We start from the raw sequence: 17,666 nt of genomic DNA, 5'->3' as shown, positions 1-17,666 counted from the left end.
GGTACGAACGCTCAACGGCCATTGGCGGACCAATGCGGCGGATCGCTCGCGAGCTTGAGGAGGCCATAGGTCGCACCCACGGCGTGGAGATCGGCGTTGGTGTTGCCCGATCGCGGCTGGTCGATGCGGTGCGTCTGGCCGGCGGCGTCGAGGATATCGATCGGCCCGTCCCAGCCGATCGTCATGTCGATCGCCGTGCCCTGGATATGGTTCGAGGTGAGCGAGGGCTTGAAGGCGATGTGGAACAGGTTGACCATCGCCTGGGCCGCGCGGCGCGAGACGGTCGGGTCGCCGTGATCCCAGAGGATGTCGACTTCCGGATTGGCGGGCACCGCGCCGGGCTGCACCGCGCCGTGGGCGACCTGCCAGGCATAGTGCATGATCCAGGCGCGGTTGCGATTGCGCAGCGTCGCGCTCACCCTGACGGTCGCACCGGCCCGCTGGAGCGCGGCGATGAAGCTGCTCGCCTGGGTGGCGAAGGCCGGGGCGAGATCGGCCACCCGGTCGCTGTTGGGGAAGCGCGCCTCATTGGCATTGAACCAGGCCGCACCGCTGAGCCTGGGCAGCGCCGCCTGGGCACGCAACCGGTCGCGCAGCAGCGAGGTCGGCTGGGTATCCGCCAGCGCGGTCCAGGTCCGGCCATTGGGATCGACCCGCCCGTCCGATCGGCCGCCCAGCACCAGCGACTGGTAGCGGCCAATCGCCGCCATGGTTGCGTTGTCGATCACGCCATTGGTCGGCAGCGGCTGCACGCCCATCTCGCCGACGCGCAGGTTGAGCAGCTCCTGCACCTGCGCGACATCGGCGGGAACATTGGCGCCGCCACGGCCTACGGATCCGGTGATCGGCACGGTCAGTCCTCGATCCGCGGGTCGTAGCGGCCGAGCCGGCGCTGCACTGCGCGGTTATGCGCGTGGATGCGCTTCAGGCGGGCCAGTTGCCGGTCCGCTCCGGTGCAGAACCGTATCGTGGCCGCCTCGATTTCCTTCTGCCGCGCTTCGTCCGGCGAGTCCTCGCCGCGGAAATGGTCGCATTTGTCCCGCCGCGCGACATAGGCGCGGACCTCCCTCGGGAGGGTCTGCGGCGTCAGCGCCAGGGCGAGAAGCGCGGTCAGGATCATGCCGCGATCAGCCCCTCGGTCACCAAGGTGCGCAGGCCCTTGTCGAGCGCCTCGTCGCTGTCGAGCCCCGCCTCGCGCGCCACGGCGGCAAGCGCGGCACGGTCGCGAGTGCCGTCGAGATGGGCGAGCACATGGCGCGGGCCGAATTCGGGAATGGTCATCAGCCGATGGTCCAGCGTGCAGATATTCTCCAGCCCCTCGCCCAGCATCGCGCGGATCAGCGGGCTGGCACGCGGCCGCTCGCTCACCTCGGCGGCATAGGGCGCCGGGGTGGTGCACAGGTCGATCAGCCCGGCGTCGAACATCTCGAACAGCGCCAGCTTGCGCGCCGGGGTATCGACGAGTTCGTCCACCCGGATCCGCGCCGGCCGCGCATCGACCAGCCGGCCCAGCGCCTCGGCGAGCGGGGCGTCCTGCACCTCGAACACATTGGCGTTCATCCGGAACATGCCCTCGACATCGCGGTGGCAGCGGGTGACGGCATAGAGCGTGCCCAGCGCGTCGAGATCGATGCGCCGCTTCGGCCGGACGCCGTCGCGCACCAGCAGGGTCTGGCGGAAGAAGCGGAAGTCGTGGAAGTCGCGCGCCTGGAGCAGCCGGACCAGCTGCCGCGTCGCGTCGGCTTCGGCGGCGACCTCGTCGGGCAGGAAGGCGTCCCCCATTCGCTCGCGATCGGCATCCCCGAGGAATTGCAGGCCATTGGCGGCCGCCGCGGAGACGACATCCGCCAGCGACTGGGGATGGAAGAACGGGCCCAGCTCGTCATGGCAGAGCACCGACCAGGGCTTGTCGAGCGTGTGCTTCGCGGCATCGCGCAGCGCCGCCTGGGCCGGGTTCTCGCGCCCCTCGGGCTCGGCGGCGAGTGCGGTCAGATAGTCGCGCGCGGCCTGCCAGCGCTCGGCGCCTTCCAGTCCCTCGAGCTGGAGCAGCAGCGCATCACGCAGCACCAGCCGGATATGGCCGCCCGGCATCGCATTGTAGCTGACGAACGCGACACCGTCCGGCGACAGCAGCTTGCCGATCAGCGCCATCGTCGCCTCGCGCACCGCAGGCGGCACCCAGGCATAGACGCCGTGCGCGACGATATAGTCGTACGGTCCGTCGAGATGCTCGGCGGCGGTTAGGATGTCGAGCACCCGCATCTCGGCATTCTCGATGCCGGCGAGCGCCCGCCAGCGCTCACCCCGCGCAACCGCGGTGGGTGCCAGGTCGAAATTGGTGAAATGCGCCTCGGGCCAGGCCGCGGCGAGCGCGAGCAGGTTCATCCCGTCGCCCCCACCGATCTCCAGCACGCGTGCACGGGTGATCGGCGGCGGCGACAAGCCGGCCAGCCGCGCGATCACCGCCAGACGGTCGGGCGCCGTCTGGCTGAAGATCGCGCTGGGATAGGCCACCGCGTCATAGGCAGTGGGCGCGGCTTCGCTCATTCGACCTGCAGGTCGAGCTGCTTGGCCGCATCGGCATAGAAGCGCGCCGAGGCGGCGTTCTTCTGGGCCTGGAACCGTGCGCTGGCCGCACGCGCCGCCTTGGCCGCGACGTTGAACGAGTCGATCCGCACCTGCGGCTCGAGATCGCCCTGGACCAGGTCGTCGCCGGTGAACTTGCCGACGACATAGCCGCCATCGACATTGATCGCACCGATCACCGGCACGCCGTCGCGCAGCTCGCCATAGAAGGTGGCGGTCGCCTTGCCACCATCGCGGCGCACCAGAACGCCCAGGCCCGATGCCTTGCCGGCCGGGCATTCGCCGATCCAGTTGGTCGGCCCCGCGGTCAGCGACTTGGGCGCGACGAAGCGGCACTTGCTGCCCGGGTCCTGAGACCAGACCAACTGGCCGTCAGTAGCGGCCGATGCGTTTGCCGGCACGGCTGCAACGGAGGCTTCCGCGACGTTCGCCGGTGCCTGATCGTTGCCCGAAGCGACGACCGGATGGCAGCCGAGCAGCGCGATGGCGGCGATGCCGCCGAACAGGAGACGCGCGCTCATGGGTTGGGGAAAGTCGCGATGAGTGCGGCGCCACATTCGAAATGCATTGCATCCTCCGTTCGGAAACCCGCCCCCCAATACCATCCGCGGGCGTTGAAGAAGGGAGCGAGCAGGACCAGTCCGTGATAGACCTTGTTGTCGCCGCGGACGTCGAGCTTGCCGTTGATCTTGAGATCGATCGCGGTGCCCCAGCTGTGGTTCGAGATCGAAGTCGACGATCCGCGCACGTTGCGGACCACCTTCATCCCCGCCGAGCTGAGCGAATTGTAGAGATCGGGGATCGAGCGCTGCACGTCGAGCATCACTTCGCGCAGGCTGGCCACCGCCGGGCGCAGGCCGGTGACGCGGAACGGGCCGACCGATTCCGTGCTCATCATCGCCGCCAGCTTGGCATTGGTTATCGGCTGGTCGTTCTGGCTGTAATTCTCGCGCGGGGCGCCGAGCTTGGCGAGCAGCACGCGGTTTGACGGCGAGGTGAGCCCACGGTTCAGCGTCGTGCGATCCGGGCGCGGCACCAGCGTCGTGTACGAAGTCGAGCTGTTCCCCGGGGTCGGCGCTGCAGCAACCGGCGGCGCTGCTCGTCCGACGATCGCAGGTGCACCGCCACCGCCATTGGCCGCAACACGCGGTGGCGTGCGGACGGGCGTGACGTTGCGGGTCGGACCCGGCGCAGCAGTACGCGCCGCGCTACCCTGCCCGGTCAGATGCTTCCAGGTCGTCGCATTGGGCTCGACGAGACCATCGGGATTACGCATCAGGTTGCGCTGATAGTTGACGATGGCCGAGATCGTCTTGGGCCCGCATCGACCGTCGATCAGGCCGAGCTTCATCCCGGCACGGGTGAGCAGGCTCTGCACCGCGATGGTATCGCCGCGCGCATTATTGCCATTCAATCCGACCGAACCCTGCAGAGCCGCTGACATACCCCTACTCCCTACTGAATGCCGATGGCATTATTAGATATGCTTCTTTGCGTTATCTTGCAGTGACATGACTATCTACTGCACGAAATGTTACTCAACCCTCATTCACCGCTTCCGGAACTCGTTCCACCGCATCGTTATTCTGGTCGATCGACTGCGGCTTCTTATCGCGCCCGCTTTCGAAACCGTAGCTGAACCCGTCCGCCCCGGCATCGACATGGATCGCCTCGACATCCTCGCCGCGCATCTGCCGCTCGAGCAGCGCGATCGACATTTCGGGGAGCATCGTGTTGGTCAGGATCGCATCGATCACGCGCCCGCCCGAGGCGACTTCGTTGCAGCGCGAGACGATCAGGTCGACCACCGAGTCCGCGAAACTCAACCGGATCTTGTGATTGTCGGCCAGGCGCCGGACGATGCGGCCGAGCTGGAGCTTGACGATGCCGGCGAGCATCGCCGGGCTCAGCGGATAATAGGGCAACACGAGCAGGCGCCCGAGCAGCGCCGGCGGGAACACCTTGAGCAGCTCGGGCCGCAGCGCTGTCGCCAGCCCCTCCGGCTCGGGCTTCATCTCGTCATCCTCGGACAGGTTCATGACGAGGTCGGTGCCGACGTTCGAGGTGAGCAGGATCAGCGTGTTCTTGAAGTCGATGAACCGCCCCTCGGAGTCGTTCATGAACCCCTTGTCGAACACCTGGAAGAACATCTCGTGGACGTCCGGATGCGCCTTCTCGACCTCGTCGAGCAGCACCACCGAATAGGGCCGCCGCCGCACCGCCTCGGTCAGCACGCCGCCCTGGCCGTAGCCGACATAGCCCGCCGGTGCGCCCTTGAGCGTGGAGACGGTGTGCGCCTCCTGGAACTCGCTCATGTTGATGACGATCAGCGAATCGTCGCCCGAGAACAGCAATTCGGCCAGCGCATGCGCGGTCTCGGTCTTGCCGACGCCCGAAGGGCCGCAGAGCATGAACACGCCGACCGGCTTGTTGGGATTGTCGAGCTTGGCGCGGCTGGTCTGGATGCGCTTGGCGATCGCGTCCATCGCATGATCCTGGCCGACGACCCGCGCCTTGAGCTTGTCGGCGATGGTCAGCACGCTCTGGATCTCGTCCTTGACCATTCTCCCGACGGGAATACCGGTCCAGTCGCCGACCACGGCGGCAACCGCATCGGCATCGACCACGCCGAACACCATCGGCGTATCCTCCTGCGCCTCGCGCAGGGTGGCGATCGCAACGTCGAGCGCATCGCGCAGTTCGGCTTCGTTGGCCGGCTCGCCCGCGGCTTCGGCACGGGCATCGCGCAGGGCCGTACGGGCCTGGACGACGCTTGCCAGCGCCTCTTCCTCGCGCTTCCATTTGGTCTCGACCGCATCGCGCGATGCCCGCGCCTCGGCCAGTTCCTCGTCGATCTTCGCCAGCCGATCGTCGGCGCGATATTGGCCACTCGCCTCGCGTGCGACGACCTCGCGCTCGACCTCGAGCAGTTCGACCTTGCGGCGGCGATCCTCGACCGCGGCGGGCGTGGCGTGCTGCGACACTGCGACGCGGGCGCAGGCGGTGTCGAGCAGGCTCACCGCCTTGTCGGGCAGCTGGCGCGCCGGGACGTAACGCTGCGACAGCGTCACCGCCGCCGACACCGCTTCGTCGAGCACCACCACCCGGTGATGCGCCTCCATCATCGGCGCGACCGAGCGGATCATGTCGATCGCCTTGTCGGTCTCGGGTTCGCCGACATCGACGGTCTGGAAGCGACGGGTGAGCGCCGGGTCCTTCTCGAAATATTGCCGGTACTCGGCATAGGTGGTCGCCGCGATCGTGCGCAGCCGGCCGCGCGCCAGTGCAGGCTTGAGCAGGTTGGCGGCATCGCCCGTCCCCGCCTGGCCGCCCGCACCGATCAGCGTGTGCGCCTCATCGATGAACAGGATCACCGGGGTCGGCGAGCTTTCGACCTCGTCGATCACCTGGCGCAGGCGCTTCTCGAACTCGCCCTTCACGCTGGCGCCGGCCTGCATCAGGCCGATGTCGAGGGTACGCAGCGCCACGCCCTGCAGCGCCGGCGGCACGTCGCCATCGGCGATACGGCGGGCGAAGCCCTCGACCACCGCGGTCTTGCCGACACCGGCCTCGCCGACCAGGATCGGATTGTTCTGGCGGCGGCGCAGCAGGATGTCGATCACCTGGCGGATCTCGGCGTCGCGACCGACAATCTTGTCCAGCTCGCCCGCCTTCGCCTTGGCGGTGAGGTCGATCGAATACTTCCCCAGCGCCTCGCCCGGCCCGGCGACGCCGGTGCTGGCGGGGGCGTCTTCACCACCTGCGGCGGCCGGAGCCGCGTCGCGCTGGGTGGTCTCGGCGGAGGACTGGACGACCAGATCGAAGTCGCTGCCCAGCTTCTCGGCCTGGACCTTGCGCCACTCCGCGCTCAGCGCGAACAGCGCATTGCGCAGCGTCGGCGTCTTGAGCATGCCGTAGAGCAGATGGCCGCTGCGCACCCGGCCCGCGCCGAACTGGAGCGAGGCGTAGAGCCAGCCCTTCTCGATCGCTTCCTCGATCTGCGGCGCGAAGTCCGAGATCGCGGTCGCGCCACGCGGCAGTGCGTCGAGCGCGGCGACGGTGTCCTCGATCAGCTTGCCGTCATTGAGGCCGAAGGCGGTACGGATCGCGGCGACATCATTGCGGGGATCCTGGAGCAGGATGTGCATCCAGTGCGCCAGCTCGACATAGGGATTGCCGCGCATCTTGCAGAAGCTGGTCGCGGTCTCGATCGCCTTGAGCGGCACCGGACCGAGGCGACCGAACAGTGCAGAGCGGCTGATTTCCGTCATCAAAGTCCCCCAAGAGCAGCATGGGCGGGCTTGAGCCGCCGCAGATGCGCGTCCGAACGGATGCGGTCGCTCGGCTGCGGGCCTATCCAGCCCGTCCAGCCCAGTCGCGTGCGTCCGTCCAGCCGCGCGGCTGGAACGTTCCGCTCGGCGATTTCGATCCGCATGTCCCATTCGAGATGGCTCGGCGCGAAGGCATCGAGCGCTTCCGAAGCGATGGCGAAGCGCGGGCCCGAGGGCAGCAGCTTCTCGAACTCGGCGAAGGAGCGCGCCTCGATCACCACGCTGAATGCATCGGAGGCCATGCGGATGCGGTCGCCCAGCACCAGGTCGCCACCCAGGGTCGCGAAGCTGCGACCCAGCCGGCTGCGATCTTCCGTCGGGATGTCGCGCCACCTCGGGCGATACTCGATCACCTGCACCGGCTGGCCGAGCAGATGGCCCAGCGCATCCTCGATGCCGATCGCGCTGCGCCGCGAGGCGAACAGGGCAGCATAATGGACGCGGGCCGGACCGGTGAACAACGCCTTGGGCGACACGCCCTCGGTCGCCCCGGAGAGCGCTGCAAGATAGGCGGCGAAGCGATCGTCCGCAGGCCGATCGGCATGGACGACGGGCTGCGAATCCCCCCATGCGCGGTAGAAGAATTGCAGCATCCGGTTGGCCAGCACGTCGAGCCAGCGCCCGAACGGCCGCTGCTTGGCATAGCGATGCTCGAAGGTCGCGAATTCGGTGAGGTGGATCGGCAACGGGCCGTTGGGACCGGTGAGCCCCAGCCAATAGCCGTTGAGCTGGATGCGCTCGCCGCGCGGCTCGGCCGAATGCAGCGTCGGCGCCGGGAAGTGCATCGCCGGCACCTGGGCCAGGTCGACGATGCTCTGGTTCGGCCGGCGCGCGCGACCGAGGCGCGGCAGATGGGGAGCACGCGCCTCCGCCCCACGAACCGCGGGGAACATTCCGAACTTCCGTGCCTGCTCGCCGACGCGGCGCAGGAAGCTCAGATGTTGTGCTGGCGCCCCATCCTCGGCGGCCATTGCGCGAATTCCCCTTCGTTCGGACTGAAGAAACTGCACTCGGTAAAGGCGTTGATGCTGGCGAACTCCGCCATGAAACGCTCGAGCACGGCGGTGAACAGGAACATGCCACCCTTGTCGAAGGCGGCATCGTCCAGCTTGATGCGGATCTTGTGCCCCCGGGCGAGCGCCATGCGGTCGAGCCCCGGCACGCGGCGCATGACCTTGGACGAGCTGATGCCCAGCACACCATCGATCTGGCGGCGGAGCACGGCATCGTCCTGGCGGCCATAGAGCGCGAGATGGTCACGCAGCGCCGAGGGATCGTCATGATCCTCGGGCGCGAGCGTGACGTAATTGGGGGTCAGGTGCGCGATCACCCGCCAGGCGGCGTCGCCCAGGCCGAGCGGCGGGCGCGGCCGGGTCGGCGCGCGGAGCACCGAGACGGCGCGGGCGGGCACGCCAGAGACGGTGAAATGCTTGTCGCCGCGGAAGGTGAGCAGCTCGGGCAGCTCGCGATTGGTGACGAGCCCGCGGACCGCCAGCTCGTGGACGTCGTCGAGCCGCGACGCGTCGCCGGGCGAGGTCAGGCTGATCCAGGTCTCGGTGCCGACATATTCGCTGCGCCGGCGCAGGCGCTGCTCGCGGGTGGATAGGCGACGGGGGCGCAGCTGGGTCGAATAGAACAGCGCCTCGCGCCAGTCATAGAGCAGCGCCCCGAACGCGTAGAGCGGCGCCACCGTGCGCGCATCGACATTGTCGCGGGCATAGGCCTTCACTTCGGTGAGCCGGAACACCTCGAAATCGTAGCGCTTGGTGCGATCGGGGATGACGTGCAGCTCATGCTCGTGCGGGCGGACCTGGACGCGGTCGAGCTGCTTCTCGAACAGGTTGATCGCCGGCGCTGCGAACAGCTTGAAATTGCTCGCGTCCACCGCCCGGGCCAGCGCCGGCGAGGAGCGGCCGAACAGCAGGACAACGTCGCAGGCGCGCGGGGAGGACTGGAAGGCGCGGTGCAGATCGCGCAGCTTCGCGAACAGGAACCGTTCGGGGCAGGCGAAATATTCGGAGAGCAGCCGATAGCCGCGAAAGGCGCGCTGGTCGGCAGGAAGCAGCGCCTCCTCGTCGGAGAAGCCGACCTGCTCGGGCACCGGCAGCGAGACCCAGGGCGCATTCGGCACCGCATCCGCCGAGCGGCCGAGCACCGCCAGCGTCTCGCCGATCAGCTGGCGATAGAGCTCGTTCGGCACCGCCTCCGCGCCGTGGAGATAGAGCGGCAGTTCCTTGACCGGCACCTTGGGCAGCTCCGCGCCCGGCGTCGCCACGAAGCGCAGGCGGAGACCGGCCTCGGCGCGGACATTGGCCGCAGCCGCATAGGGCGCCACCGCCGCGCGAGTGGAGAGATACTCCGCCTCGGCCAGCCTGATCGGCCACAAGGTCACGTCGTGCCCGGTGCGAAAGATCACCGGCGCATTGTCCTGCCCGGCGGCAAAGGCAGTCAGCTGGGTGCCGTGGGGGACCTTGTGGCCCTTGAGCAGCACCTGGTCGCCTTCCTTGGGATCGAAGCCGGCGACGCAGATCGACGGCATCGGCGCCAGGTAATGCGGCTGGATCGCGTGGAGCAGGTGCGAGGTGAACTCGGGATACTGGTCGGCCAGCTTGAGCTGCACCCGCGCGCCCAGGAACGCCACGCCCTCGAGCAGGCGCTCGACATAGGGATCGGGATCGGTCGGCGTCTTCAGGCCCAGCCGGCCCGCGACTTCCTCATGCTCCTCGCCGAACTCGCGCGCGGCTTCGCGCAAATAGGCCAGCTCGTCATTGTAATGGCGCAGCAGGCGCGGATCCATTGCGCGCTACTCCGTCACGTCGACAGCGACGGTCTCGGGATCGACCTCGGTGCGGAACTTGACCGGCATGGCATGCGCGGCAGCGGTGATGTCGCCGCGGATCACGAAGGTGATCGTGTTCGGCTTGTCGGGATTCTCGGCGGGCTCGACGGTCAGCGTCTCCCCGGCCAGCCGCGGCTCGAACCGGCGGATCGCCTTGCGAATCTCGCGGGCGCGCTGGAGGATCGCCCGCCGGGTCAGCGCCTTGCCCGCCAGGTCGCTAAGCCCATAGTTGAGCACCGAACTCTGTACCTGCGGATAGGGCTCTAGGTCGTGCAGCGCCTCGACATTGGTGGTGTTGAGCAGCCAGGCCAGCTCGCGCCGGATCGTCGCGCGCAGTGCCGCTTCGTTGAAACGGTCGAGCTTCGGCACCGCATAATGGCGGAACTTCTCGCGCGAGACCTGCGGCGTCTCGGATTCCATGTCGCGCAGCCCCGATATCTCGATATCGGCGACCAGCTTGTCGAACAAAGTGGGCGTGAGGCGCTGGCGGACAGCCATCGGCTCAGCCGAAGCTCAGCGCGCGCAGCGACAGCAGCGCCTGATCCTCGCCATCGGACAGGGTCCAGAGCCGCTGGCCCGATCCCGCCTGCCCCCATTCGGCATCCCGCCAAGACGTCGCGCGGCCGAGCCGCTCGGAGACGTCGCTCGCGGTCTCGGAACCGGGATAGCGGGCAGGCAGGAAGCCGGCCACCGACTGGCCGGAGCGGAAGGCGATCTGCACCGGATACCAGATCAGGTCGCGCAGGTCGCGCGGCCCTTCGCTGGTGATGCTGGCCACCTGGTCGAAAGCCTGGAGGCCATAGCGGCCGCCGATGATCGCCTCGAAGCTGGGCCCGAAGCGCGCATCGGCGTCGGCGATCCAGTCGAAGGGAATGTCGTTGAAGCTGCCCGCGACACCTGGCGCGGCATCGAAGGCAACGTCGCGCGCGCCCTCGCCTTGTGCGATGCGGCCTTGGGCGAAATGCTCGATGGCGTCGATCACGCCTTCGAGCCAGTCGCTGGCGACGTGCTGGCGCGCGCGGGCACGGCCGGCAAATACCTCCGCACGCTCACGCTCGGCATCGATCGCCTGGCCATAGGCCACTGCGAGCATCTGCGCTTCGCCGGAGAGCTGTGCGAGGGTGTCGAGCTGGCGCCGTGCCTTGTCCCATTCCCCCGCCGCGGCGAGCAGCTGGAACAGGAACATACGTGCCTGCTGGTTGGCGGGCTCCGCCCGGACGGTCTCGACGAGCGCGGAGCGCGCACCGTCGAGATCGCCGGAACGAAGCAGCGTGTCGGCATCCGACATCGTCGCTGAACCTTTCGGGATCAGGCGGCGATGTTCTGCCGGATGTCGTAGCTGGCGGTGACGACACCACCATCCTTGGCGCCCGACTTGCCCTGCGGCTGATAGTCGAAGGTCACCTTGGCGGTGTTGAACACGATCGATTCCATGATCGCATCGCCATGGCTCGCGCCCTGGTTGTCGACCGAGGAGACGATCACGTCTTCCAGCTTGATCTTGTAATAGGTCAGCGGCTGCTGATCATCACCCGCCTTTTGCGAGTAGATGATGATCTCCTTGATGTGCTTGCCCGAAGCACAGGCGCTGAACAGCTTGGGCGAAGACTTGTCGACTTCCTTGACGATCGAGATGTCGCGGATCTCGGCCTTGCCCGAACCACCGCCAGCACCGCCGGTGTGGAACGAGCCATGCTGGGCCGCACCGAAGTTGAACGACACGATGTCGATCTCCTTCTCATGGCCCTTTTTCTGGCTCTCACCCTCGATGCCATCGATCTTCAGGAACAAATCAACTGCCATCACCTACCTCCATAGATACGCGGACTTGCGTGACGTATATTTACTTGCACTATTGCAGATACGTTTCAGTACAACGCCCCAGCGACCAAATGACCTAAAGTTCAGTTGGCCCGTGGGAGTCTGGAAACCATGCTCAGAGCAATATCCATTCCTTCAAGCTGATAGTGCGGAACGAACATGAACTTGCCCTTGTAGTAACCCGGATTCTCTTCATCCGGAGTCACTTCGATCTTGGCGTCCTTGAGCGGCAGGCGCGCCTTGGTCTCTTCGCTCGAAGAGTTCGGGGCGCCGTCGACATATTGGAGCACCCAGTTGTGCAGGTCGCGCTGCAGCTGGTCCGCCTCGCGATTGCCGCCGACCCAGTCGCGCACCATGCACTTCAGATAGTGCGCGAAGCGGCAGCTCGCGAAGATGTACGGCAGGCGCGCCGAGAGATTGGCGTTCGCGGTCGCGTCGACATTCTCGTAGTTCTTCGGCCGGTGCAGCGTCTGCGCGCCGATGAAGGTCGCCTGGTCGGTGTTCTTGCGATGGATCAGCGCGAGCATGCCCGCCGCCGACAGCTCGGCCTCGCGCCGGTCCGAGATCGCGATCTCGGTGGGGCACTTCTGGTCGATGCCGCCCTCGTCGGTCGGGAAGGTCGCGGTCGGCAGGTCCTCGACCGTGCCGCCCGATTCCACGCCGCGGATGCGGGTGCACCAGCCATAGGTGTTGAACGCCTCGGTGATCCGCGTGCCCATCGCATAGGAGGCGTTGAGCCACAGATGCTGGTCGTGCGCGCCTTCGGTCTCTTCCTCGAAGTCGAACTCGTCGACCGGCTCGGTCTTCGCGCCATAGACGGGACGACCGAGGAAGCGCGGCATGGTCAGCGCCATGTAGCGGGCATCTTCCGAATTCCGGAACGAGCGCCACGCCATATATTCCTGCGCGTCGAACAGCTTGCCCAGGTCGCGCGGATTGGCGAGCTCGGTCCAGCTCTCCATGCCGAACAGCGGCGGCGCCGCGGCAGCGATGAACGGCGCGTGCGCCGCCGCGCCGATCTTGGCGAGGCCCTTCATCACTTCCAGGTTCGGCGCGGTGTGGTCGAAATAATAGTCGCAGACAAAGGCGCCATAGGGCTGGCCGCCGAGCTGGCCGAACTCGCTCTCGTACACCTTCTTGAACAGCGGGCTCTGATCCCAGGCCGCATCCCGATACTGGCGGAACATCTTGCGACATTCCTCCTTCGAGATGTTCATGACCCGGATCTTCATGTCCTTACCGGTCGAGGTGTTCATCACCATGTAGTGGAGGCCGCGCCACGCGCTCTCGAGCGCCTGGAACTCCTCCTGGTGGATGATCTGGTTGACCTGCTCGGTCAGCTTGCGGTCGATCGCCGCGCGCATCGCGTCGACCGTCGCATAGACGTCGTCGCCGATGATCGCCGCGTCCTGCAGCGCCTGCTGCGCCAGCGTCTGCACCGCTTCCTCGATCCGGTTCTTGCGGATGTCGTCGGCGGGCTTGAACTCCTTCTGGAGAAGTGCCGAAAATTCGTCGAACTGGACGGCCTCGGCCTGGGGCTGCGCCTGCTGAAGTGCCTCTTGCGCCATATTGCCTATCTTCCCTTTCAAGCCTGCTCGACCGGAGCGGCGCTCACGGTCTCGTCATTCGCCGCTGCCTTGGCCGAGCTCAGGGCCGAGAGCAGCGCGGGGTCCTTCAGCACCTTTTCGAGCAGGTCCTGCGCGCCTTCCTTGCCGTCCATGTAGATCAGCAGGTCCTGGAGCTGCTGGCGCGCCTCGAGCAGCTGGGCGAGCGCCGGCACGTTCTTGACGACCTCGCCGGGCGTGAAGTCGTTGACCGACTTGAAGGTCAGGTCGACGCCGAACTTGCCTTCGCCGGTCAGCGTATTCTGCACGGTGAAGGCCGCGCGCGGCGCGATCGCCTCCATGCGCTCGTCGAAATTGTCCATGTCAAACTCGACGAAGTCGCGCTTCGACAGATCCTTCTTCTCGACATGACTCTTGCCCGAAAGGTCGGAGAGCACGCCCATCACGAAGGGCAGTTCGATCTTCTGCCGCGAGCCGTAGGTCTCGACCTCGTACTCGATATGGACGCGCGGCGCCCGGTTCTCCTTGATGAAACGCTGTCCACTCTTAGCAACCATCGGATCCGCCTTTCGTCGCCCTTTTCGGGCACCATCCAAAAAAGTCAGGGATTTGAGGGATCTATTCAGTATCCGGAGTTTTCTTCCTCCGGACGCGCAAGCAATACGGAACCGGCCTCGTGCATGCCGCCCGGCGCGATGTCCCGTAGAATTGCGAGGAAATCCATGTTTATCCACCCCCGTACTCGACGGAGTGCAACGGGTATCGGGCTCGTTGGTTCCCTGCGTGCGTAATATTCAACGATTGCGTCCAGCGCACGCGCAACGTCTTCGCGCGATTCCACCCGCCCGAAACTTCGCTGCGGTGCGGAAATAGTGTCCGATTCGTTTCCGGAATCGATGTCCGCCGCGGACGCCTCCTCGTCAGGATTTGCCGAATAAGGCGTTATCCATCTCAGCATGTTATCGATAACTTGATAGGCCGGCTTGAAGTCCGTGCCGGTATCGCCTTCGGCATGCGCCATCAGCGCCTGGTCCGCGCGCTCGATCGCCGATCGCATCGCGCGCAGCGATACCATCGTGCCCGCGAGCGCATCAGCCGGCAGCTCGCTCACCGCATGGCGGAACATGCCGAACCCGTCGGCACCCTCCCCTTCATTCTCGAACCGCTCGAGATCCTCGGCGCTATAGTCGCCGAGCCGCGCATGCTCGATCAGTGCGATCCGCTTGAGCGGCCCCAGGAATGTGCCGATCCGAGTGAGCGACTCGCACGGTGCCTTGCGCCCCTGCAGGCCATATTCGTCGAGCGAGGGATGGAGGACATCCCAATAGGACTCCAGCAGCCCGGCCAGCATCTCGCAACCGATGACGACCACGTCGAGCCGGCCCATCCGCGCGCCGGCGCGGGCGAGATAGACGGCCAGCCACAGATCCTTGGTGCGCTGGCTCTGCGCCTCGATCTTCGAGACGATCTCGCGCCAGTCGACGCCCGAGGGCTCCTCCTCGAACGCCTGCTCGATCTGCTGGCGCTCGGGATCGTCATAGAGGTCCAGCCCGCCCGGAGACTCCTCCGAGACGGGGGCGAGCAGCTCGCCAATCGGCATCAACACCTGCGCATTCCCGACAAATCCCTCTCCTTCGAAATCAAACGAAAGCCGCAACGGGATCAGGAAATCAGCTTGGCCTCCACACGACGATTATTCGGGTCGTCGGCCCGGCGTCCGGGCAGCGGGATGCTCGGCCCGAAACCACGAATCTCCACGCGACTGCGCTCTACACCCTGGCTGGAGAGATAGGCCGCCACCGCCTCGGCGCGGCGGCGCGACAGCTCCATGTTGAACGGCACGCCGCCCAGCGAATCCGTGTGTCCCTCGATCAGGAAGCGCTTGTCGCGCAGCTCGGGCATCACCAGCGAACGCGCGAAAATCCGGGCCTTGGCCATGCCGTCGGCGGTCAGCCGCGCGGAATTGAGCTCGAACCCGATCATCAGATCGGCGCGCGGCCCTTCGGACACGCGCGAGGCCGGGGTGTAGCTCGAATAGCCGGCACCGGCACGACGCGGCGGCGCCACGTTCGCACGGGGGGCGCGATAGTCGCTGCTGGCGGCACGGACGGCGGGCTTTGTCGCGGTAGCCGCGGGCGCACCCGGCCGCGCGATGCGGAATCCCTTGGTCGCCGGCGCAGCCCGAGTCGGCTGCTCGACTGCCGGCGCGTTTCCGCATTTCCCGGCAAAGGTGCAGAGATATCCCTCGACGGTCGGCTCCGCCTGTTGCTGCGCAGCCGCGGGCGGAGCGCCCATGAGCAACGCAGTGCCGGCAATCGTCGACAGGTACGCAATACGCATGCACGTCCTCGCTGGCTTACCCCTACCCCCGGAGAACGCATGAACTCTAAAATGGGTCCGTAACGTTCACAAGCCGGCTTCCGACGGGCCGTTACGATAGAACGGTCGAAATGAAGGTGGAACGGTTTATCACTCAGACTTGAACCGTTTCGCGTCCCAAGCGTAAGAGCATTGGGCAAGAGTAAGGTCGGAGGCCGCGTTGTCAGGCACGTCAAGACTTTCCGAAATGACGATCGATTTGGGGGACGAGCAGGTTGAGCTCGAACGAATCGACTCCATGGAGACCCTTAGTTCTCCTTTCACCATAACCGTCGACATATTCTCGCCATTAGAGGTCGACATTCAGCCACATTTGGGGAAACCCTGCGGCCTGAAGGTGAGCGAGGACGGCGAGCTGCGCCGCCACTTCCACGGGCTGGTGATCTCGGGCGAATATATCGACGAATCGCCCACCGGGCACCGCTACCGGCTGGTGCTCAAGCCCTGGAGCTTCTTCCTGGCGCAGGGCCGATCGATGGCGATCTTCCAGGATCTGACCGCGCAGGACATCATCAAGCAGGTGTTCCAGAACGCCGGCATCTCGGATTTCGAATTCAAATTGTCCGGCACGCCGCGTCCGCGCACCTATTGCGTCCAGTATCAGGAAAGCGACTTCGCCTTCGCCTCCCGGCTGATGGAGGAGGAGGGCTGGTATTATTTCTTCCGCCATTCGGCCGACAGCCATGTGATGGTGATCTGCGACGCCCCGTCGTCGCACACCGTCGGCAACCCGCCGAGCATCACCTATGCGCCCAATTCGGTCTCGGTCTTCTCCGCCGATTCCGGCGAGCGCGCCAGCCAGGGCAAATTCTACCTGCAGAGCTGGCACGAGCGGGTGAGCACCCAGGCGGGCTCGAAGGTCACGGTGCGCGACTGGGACTTCCGCGCACCCAACCGCTTCGTCGAGGCCAAGTCGGAAAGCGAAGGCCAGCACGAGCGGGACGACCGCGAAATCTATGTCTATCCCGGCCGCTTCTACCATGAGTCGATCGATCCGGGCTCGGTCGAGACGCATGGCGGCGAGCGCAGCGACACGATGCTGGCAGGCGCGCGCGCGCAGCGGCGGGTGTTCACCGGCTCCTCGCAATCGGCGGGCCTGTCGACCGGCTTCAAGGTCAGCGTGGCCAACCATCACGTCGGCCGGATGAACGGCGACTATCTGATCACCTCGGCCTATCACAGCATCGTCGCCGAGAGCTATCGCAGCGGCCAGAGCGCACGCGAGACGTCGTTCAACGTGCGCTTCGAGGCGATCCCGGCCGAGACGCGCTTCCACCCGACCCAGTCGACTCCCCGCCCGGTGGTCCAGGGGCTGGAGACCGGCATCGTCGCCGGCCCGGCGGGCGAGGAAATCTACACGGACAAGTACGGCCGGGTGAAGGTCCGCTTCCACTGGGACCGCGGCCCGACCCCGGGCGAATCCGCCACCTGCTGGATCCGCGTCTCGCAGACCGGCGGCCTCGGCAACCTCATCCTGCCGCGTGTGGGGCACGAGGTGCTGGTCGATTTCCTCGGTGGCGATCCGGATCGCCCCGTGGTGGTGGGCCGCGTGTTCAACGCCAACCACATGCCGATCTACGACCTGCCCGGGAACAAGACCCGGGCGCTGTGGCGTACCAAGCGCTATGGCGAGACCGGCGACTATCCCAATGCCCAGCCGCTCGACAGCGGCGCGCCCGGCGCGAACGAAATCCGCTTCGAGGACAAGGGCGGTGCGGAAGAGATCTACGTCCATGCCGAGCGCGACATGAACACGCGCATCCGCCTGGCCGAGACGCACCATGTCGGCCAGGACCAGACGGTGAATGTCGGGCACGACCGCACCCGCGGCGTGGTCAATGACGAGACGGTCGAGATCGGCAACAACCAGAACCTCACCATCGTCGCCCAGCGCCACAGCAAGGTGGGCAAGGACGACATCGTCGACGTCACCCAGTCGTTCAAGCTCACCGCCAACACCAGCATCGTGCTGCAGGTCGGCAATTCGAAGATCGAGATGAAGCCGGGTTCGATCTCGATGACCTCGCCGGTGATCGAAGTGAACGGCAACAGCTCGGTGACGATGAATTCGCCGGAGACTTCGGTCGATGGCAAGGGAACGCTGACGCTCACCGGGGGTTTGGTGAAGATCAACTAGGGGGCCGG

16 protein-coding genes are annotated in these 17,666 nt (G+C 66.3%); 1 reads left to right on the top strand and 15 read right to left on the bottom strand.

The window, feature by feature from the left end; genetic code table 11:
• Positions 1 to 11 precede the first annotated feature (11 nt).
• From GGR46_RS12910 to GGR46_RS12840, 15 genes are all read right to left on the bottom strand, one after another.
• Positions 12 to 851 carry a peptidoglycan-binding domain-containing protein gene (locus tag GGR46_RS12910; RefSeq protein WP_183998338.1) on the bottom strand — a complete coding sequence of 280 codons (840 nt, stop codon included), beginning with the start codon at positions 849 to 851 and terminating at the stop codon, positions 12 to 14.
• Positions 852 to 853: 2 nt separating this feature from the next.
• Positions 854 to 1,120, bottom strand: a complete 267-nt coding sequence (locus tag GGR46_RS12905) for a hypothetical protein (RefSeq protein ID WP_183998336.1) — start codon at positions 1,118 to 1,120, stop codon at positions 854 to 856.
• Entirely contained in the window at positions 1,117 to 2,547 is a 1,431-nt protein-coding gene (locus tag GGR46_RS12900) for a class I SAM-dependent methyltransferase (RefSeq protein ID WP_183998334.1), read from the bottom strand. The genes GGR46_RS12905 and GGR46_RS12900 overlap by 4 nt, the downstream gene beginning before the upstream one ends.
• Positions 2,544 to 3,107: a hypothetical protein gene (locus GGR46_RS12895; RefSeq protein WP_183998332.1), complete on the bottom strand. Its 564-nt coding sequence runs from the start codon at positions 3,105 to 3,107 to the stop codon at positions 2,544 to 2,546. Before GGR46_RS12895 ends, GGR46_RS12900 begins: the two co-directional genes overlap by 4 nt.
• Positions 3,104 to 4,030: a M15 family metallopeptidase gene (locus GGR46_RS12890; RefSeq protein WP_221262719.1), complete on the bottom strand. Its 927-nt coding sequence runs from the start codon at positions 4,028 to 4,030 to the stop codon at positions 3,104 to 3,106. The genes GGR46_RS12895 and GGR46_RS12890 overlap by 4 nt, the downstream gene beginning before the upstream one ends.
• A 94-nt stretch (positions 4,031 to 4,124) precedes the next feature.
• The gene (gene tssH / locus GGR46_RS12885) at positions 4,125 to 6,857 is read right to left on the bottom strand and encodes a type VI secretion system ATPase TssH (protein ID WP_183998330.1); all 2,733 of its coding nucleotides are present in this window, start codon (positions 6,855 to 6,857) and stop codon (positions 4,125 to 4,127) included.
• A complete protein-coding gene (tssG, locus tag GGR46_RS12880) occupies positions 6,857 to 7,888 on the bottom strand; it encodes a type VI secretion system baseplate subunit TssG (protein ID WP_246426060.1) in 1,032 nt (343 codons plus the stop codon). Before tssG ends, tssH begins: the two co-directional genes overlap by 1 nt.
• Positions 7,852 to 9,714 (bottom strand): type VI secretion system baseplate subunit TssF, encoded by a 1,863-nt coding sequence (gene tssF / locus GGR46_RS12875; RefSeq protein WP_183998328.1) that lies wholly within the window; start codon positions 9,712 to 9,714, stop codon positions 7,852 to 7,854. The genes tssG and tssF overlap by 37 nt, the downstream gene beginning before the upstream one ends.
• Positions 9,715 to 9,720: 6 nt before the next feature.
• On the bottom strand, positions 9,721 to 10,254 hold the full coding sequence (gene tssE / locus GGR46_RS12870; RefSeq protein ID WP_183998319.1) for a type VI secretion system baseplate subunit TssE: 534 nt from the start codon (positions 10,252 to 10,254) through the stop codon (positions 9,721 to 9,723).
• A 4-nt stretch (positions 10,255 to 10,258) separates the two neighbouring features.
• The gene (locus GGR46_RS12865; protein WP_183998317.1) at positions 10,259 to 11,044 is read right to left on the bottom strand and encodes a type VI secretion system accessory protein TagJ; all 786 of its coding nucleotides are present in this window, start codon (positions 11,042 to 11,044) and stop codon (positions 10,259 to 10,261) included.
• Positions 11,045 to 11,064: 20 nt separating this feature from the next.
• Positions 11,065 to 11,559 carry an Hcp family type VI secretion system effector gene (locus GGR46_RS12860; RefSeq protein ID WP_183998315.1) on the bottom strand — a complete coding sequence of 165 codons (495 nt, stop codon included), beginning with the start codon at positions 11,557 to 11,559 and terminating at the stop codon, positions 11,065 to 11,067.
• Between the two features lie 101 nt (positions 11,560 to 11,660).
• The gene (gene tssC, locus GGR46_RS12855) at positions 11,661 to 13,145 is read right to left on the bottom strand and encodes a type VI secretion system contractile sheath large subunit (RefSeq protein ID WP_183998313.1); all 1,485 of its coding nucleotides are present in this window, start codon (positions 13,143 to 13,145) and stop codon (positions 11,661 to 11,663) included.
• 17 nt (positions 13,146 to 13,162) lie between these two features.
• Positions 13,163 to 13,699 (bottom strand): type VI secretion system contractile sheath small subunit, encoded by a 537-nt coding sequence (tssB, locus tag GGR46_RS12850; RefSeq protein WP_183998305.1) that lies wholly within the window; start codon positions 13,697 to 13,699, stop codon positions 13,163 to 13,165.
• Between the two features lie 65 nt (positions 13,700 to 13,764).
• Positions 13,765 to 14,742, bottom strand: coding sequence for a type VI secretion system protein TssA (locus GGR46_RS12845; RefSeq protein WP_183998820.1), 978 nt, complete (start codon positions 14,740 to 14,742; stop codon positions 13,765 to 13,767).
• A 62-nt stretch (positions 14,743 to 14,804) separates the two neighbouring features.
• The gene (locus GGR46_RS12840) at positions 14,805 to 15,482 is read right to left on the bottom strand and encodes an OmpA family protein (protein WP_183998297.1); all 678 of its coding nucleotides are present in this window, start codon (positions 15,480 to 15,482) and stop codon (positions 14,805 to 14,807) included.
• A gap of 226 nt (positions 15,483 to 15,708) precedes the next feature.
• Here GGR46_RS12840 and GGR46_RS12835 point away from each other — a divergent pair, with 226 nt between their 5' ends.
• The gene (locus GGR46_RS12835; protein WP_183998295.1) at positions 15,709 to 17,658 is read left to right on the top strand and encodes a type VI secretion system Vgr family protein; all 1,950 of its coding nucleotides are present in this window, start codon (positions 15,709 to 15,711) and stop codon (positions 17,656 to 17,658) included.
• Positions 17,659 to 17,666 lie beyond the last annotated feature (8 nt).

It is taken from the genome of Sphingomonas kyeonggiensis (assembly GCF_014196745.1).
Lineage (GTDB): Bacteria > Pseudomonadota > Alphaproteobacteria > Sphingomonadales > Sphingomonadaceae > Sphingomonas > Sphingomonas kyeonggiensis.
The sequence above is the reverse complement of the archived record's forward strand: the minus strand, read 5'-3'. Positions and strand labels throughout refer to the sequence as shown.

What these genes read in the sequence shown, in the direction of transcription:
- GGR46_RS12845 (WP_183998820.1), bottom strand. Translation starts at nt 14,742, where the DNA reads ATGCCGATTGGCGAGCTGCTCGCCCCCGTCTCGGAGGAGTCTCCGGGC.
- tssE (WP_183998319.1), bottom strand. Translation starts at nt 10,254, where the DNA reads ATGGCTGTCCGCCAGCGCCTCACGCCCACTTTGTTCGACAAGCTGGTC.
- GGR46_RS12895 (WP_183998332.1), bottom strand. Translation starts at nt 3,107, where the DNA reads ATGAGCGCGCGTCTCCTGTTCGGCGGCATCGCCGCCATCGCGCTGCTC.
- GGR46_RS12890 (WP_221262719.1), bottom strand. Translation starts at nt 4,030, where the DNA reads ATGTCAGCGGCTCTGCAGGGTTCGGTCGGATTGAATGGCAATAATGCG.
- tssF (WP_183998328.1), bottom strand. Translation starts at nt 9,714, where the DNA reads ATGGATCCGCGCCTGCTGCGCCATTACAATGACGAGCTGGCCTATTTG.
- GGR46_RS12900 (WP_183998334.1), bottom strand. Translation starts at nt 2,547, where the DNA reads ATGAGCGAAGCCGCGCCCACTGCCTATGACGCGGTGGCCTATCCCAGC.
- tssC (WP_183998313.1), bottom strand. Translation starts at nt 13,145, where the DNA reads ATGGCGCAAGAGGCACTTCAGCAGGCGCAGCCCCAGGCCGAGGCCGTC.
- GGR46_RS12865 (WP_183998317.1), bottom strand. Translation starts at nt 11,044, where the DNA reads ATGTCGGATGCCGACACGCTGCTTCGTTCCGGCGATCTCGACGGTGCG.
- tssH (WP_183998330.1), bottom strand. Translation starts at nt 6,857, where the DNA reads ATGACGGAAATCAGCCGCTCTGCACTGTTCGGTCGCCTCGGTCCGGTG.
- tssG (WP_246426060.1), bottom strand. Translation starts at nt 7,888, where the DNA reads ATGGCCGCCGAGGATGGGGCGCCAGCACAACATCTGAGCTTCCTGCGC.
- tssB (WP_183998305.1), bottom strand. Translation starts at nt 13,699, where the DNA reads ATGGTTGCTAAGAGTGGACAGCGTTTCATCAAGGAGAACCGGGCGCCG.
- GGR46_RS12860 (WP_183998315.1), bottom strand. Translation starts at nt 11,559, where the DNA reads ATGGCAGTTGATTTGTTCCTGAAGATCGATGGCATCGAGGGTGAGAGC.
- GGR46_RS12835 (WP_183998295.1), top strand. Translation starts at nt 15,709, where the DNA reads ATGACGATCGATTTGGGGGACGAGCAGGTTGAGCTCGAACGAATCGAC.
- GGR46_RS12840 (WP_183998297.1), bottom strand. Translation starts at nt 15,482, where the DNA reads ATGCGTATTGCGTACCTGTCGACGATTGCCGGCACTGCGTTGCTCATG.
- GGR46_RS12905 (WP_183998336.1), bottom strand. Translation starts at nt 1,120, where the DNA reads ATGATCCTGACCGCGCTTCTCGCCCTGGCGCTGACGCCGCAGACCCTC.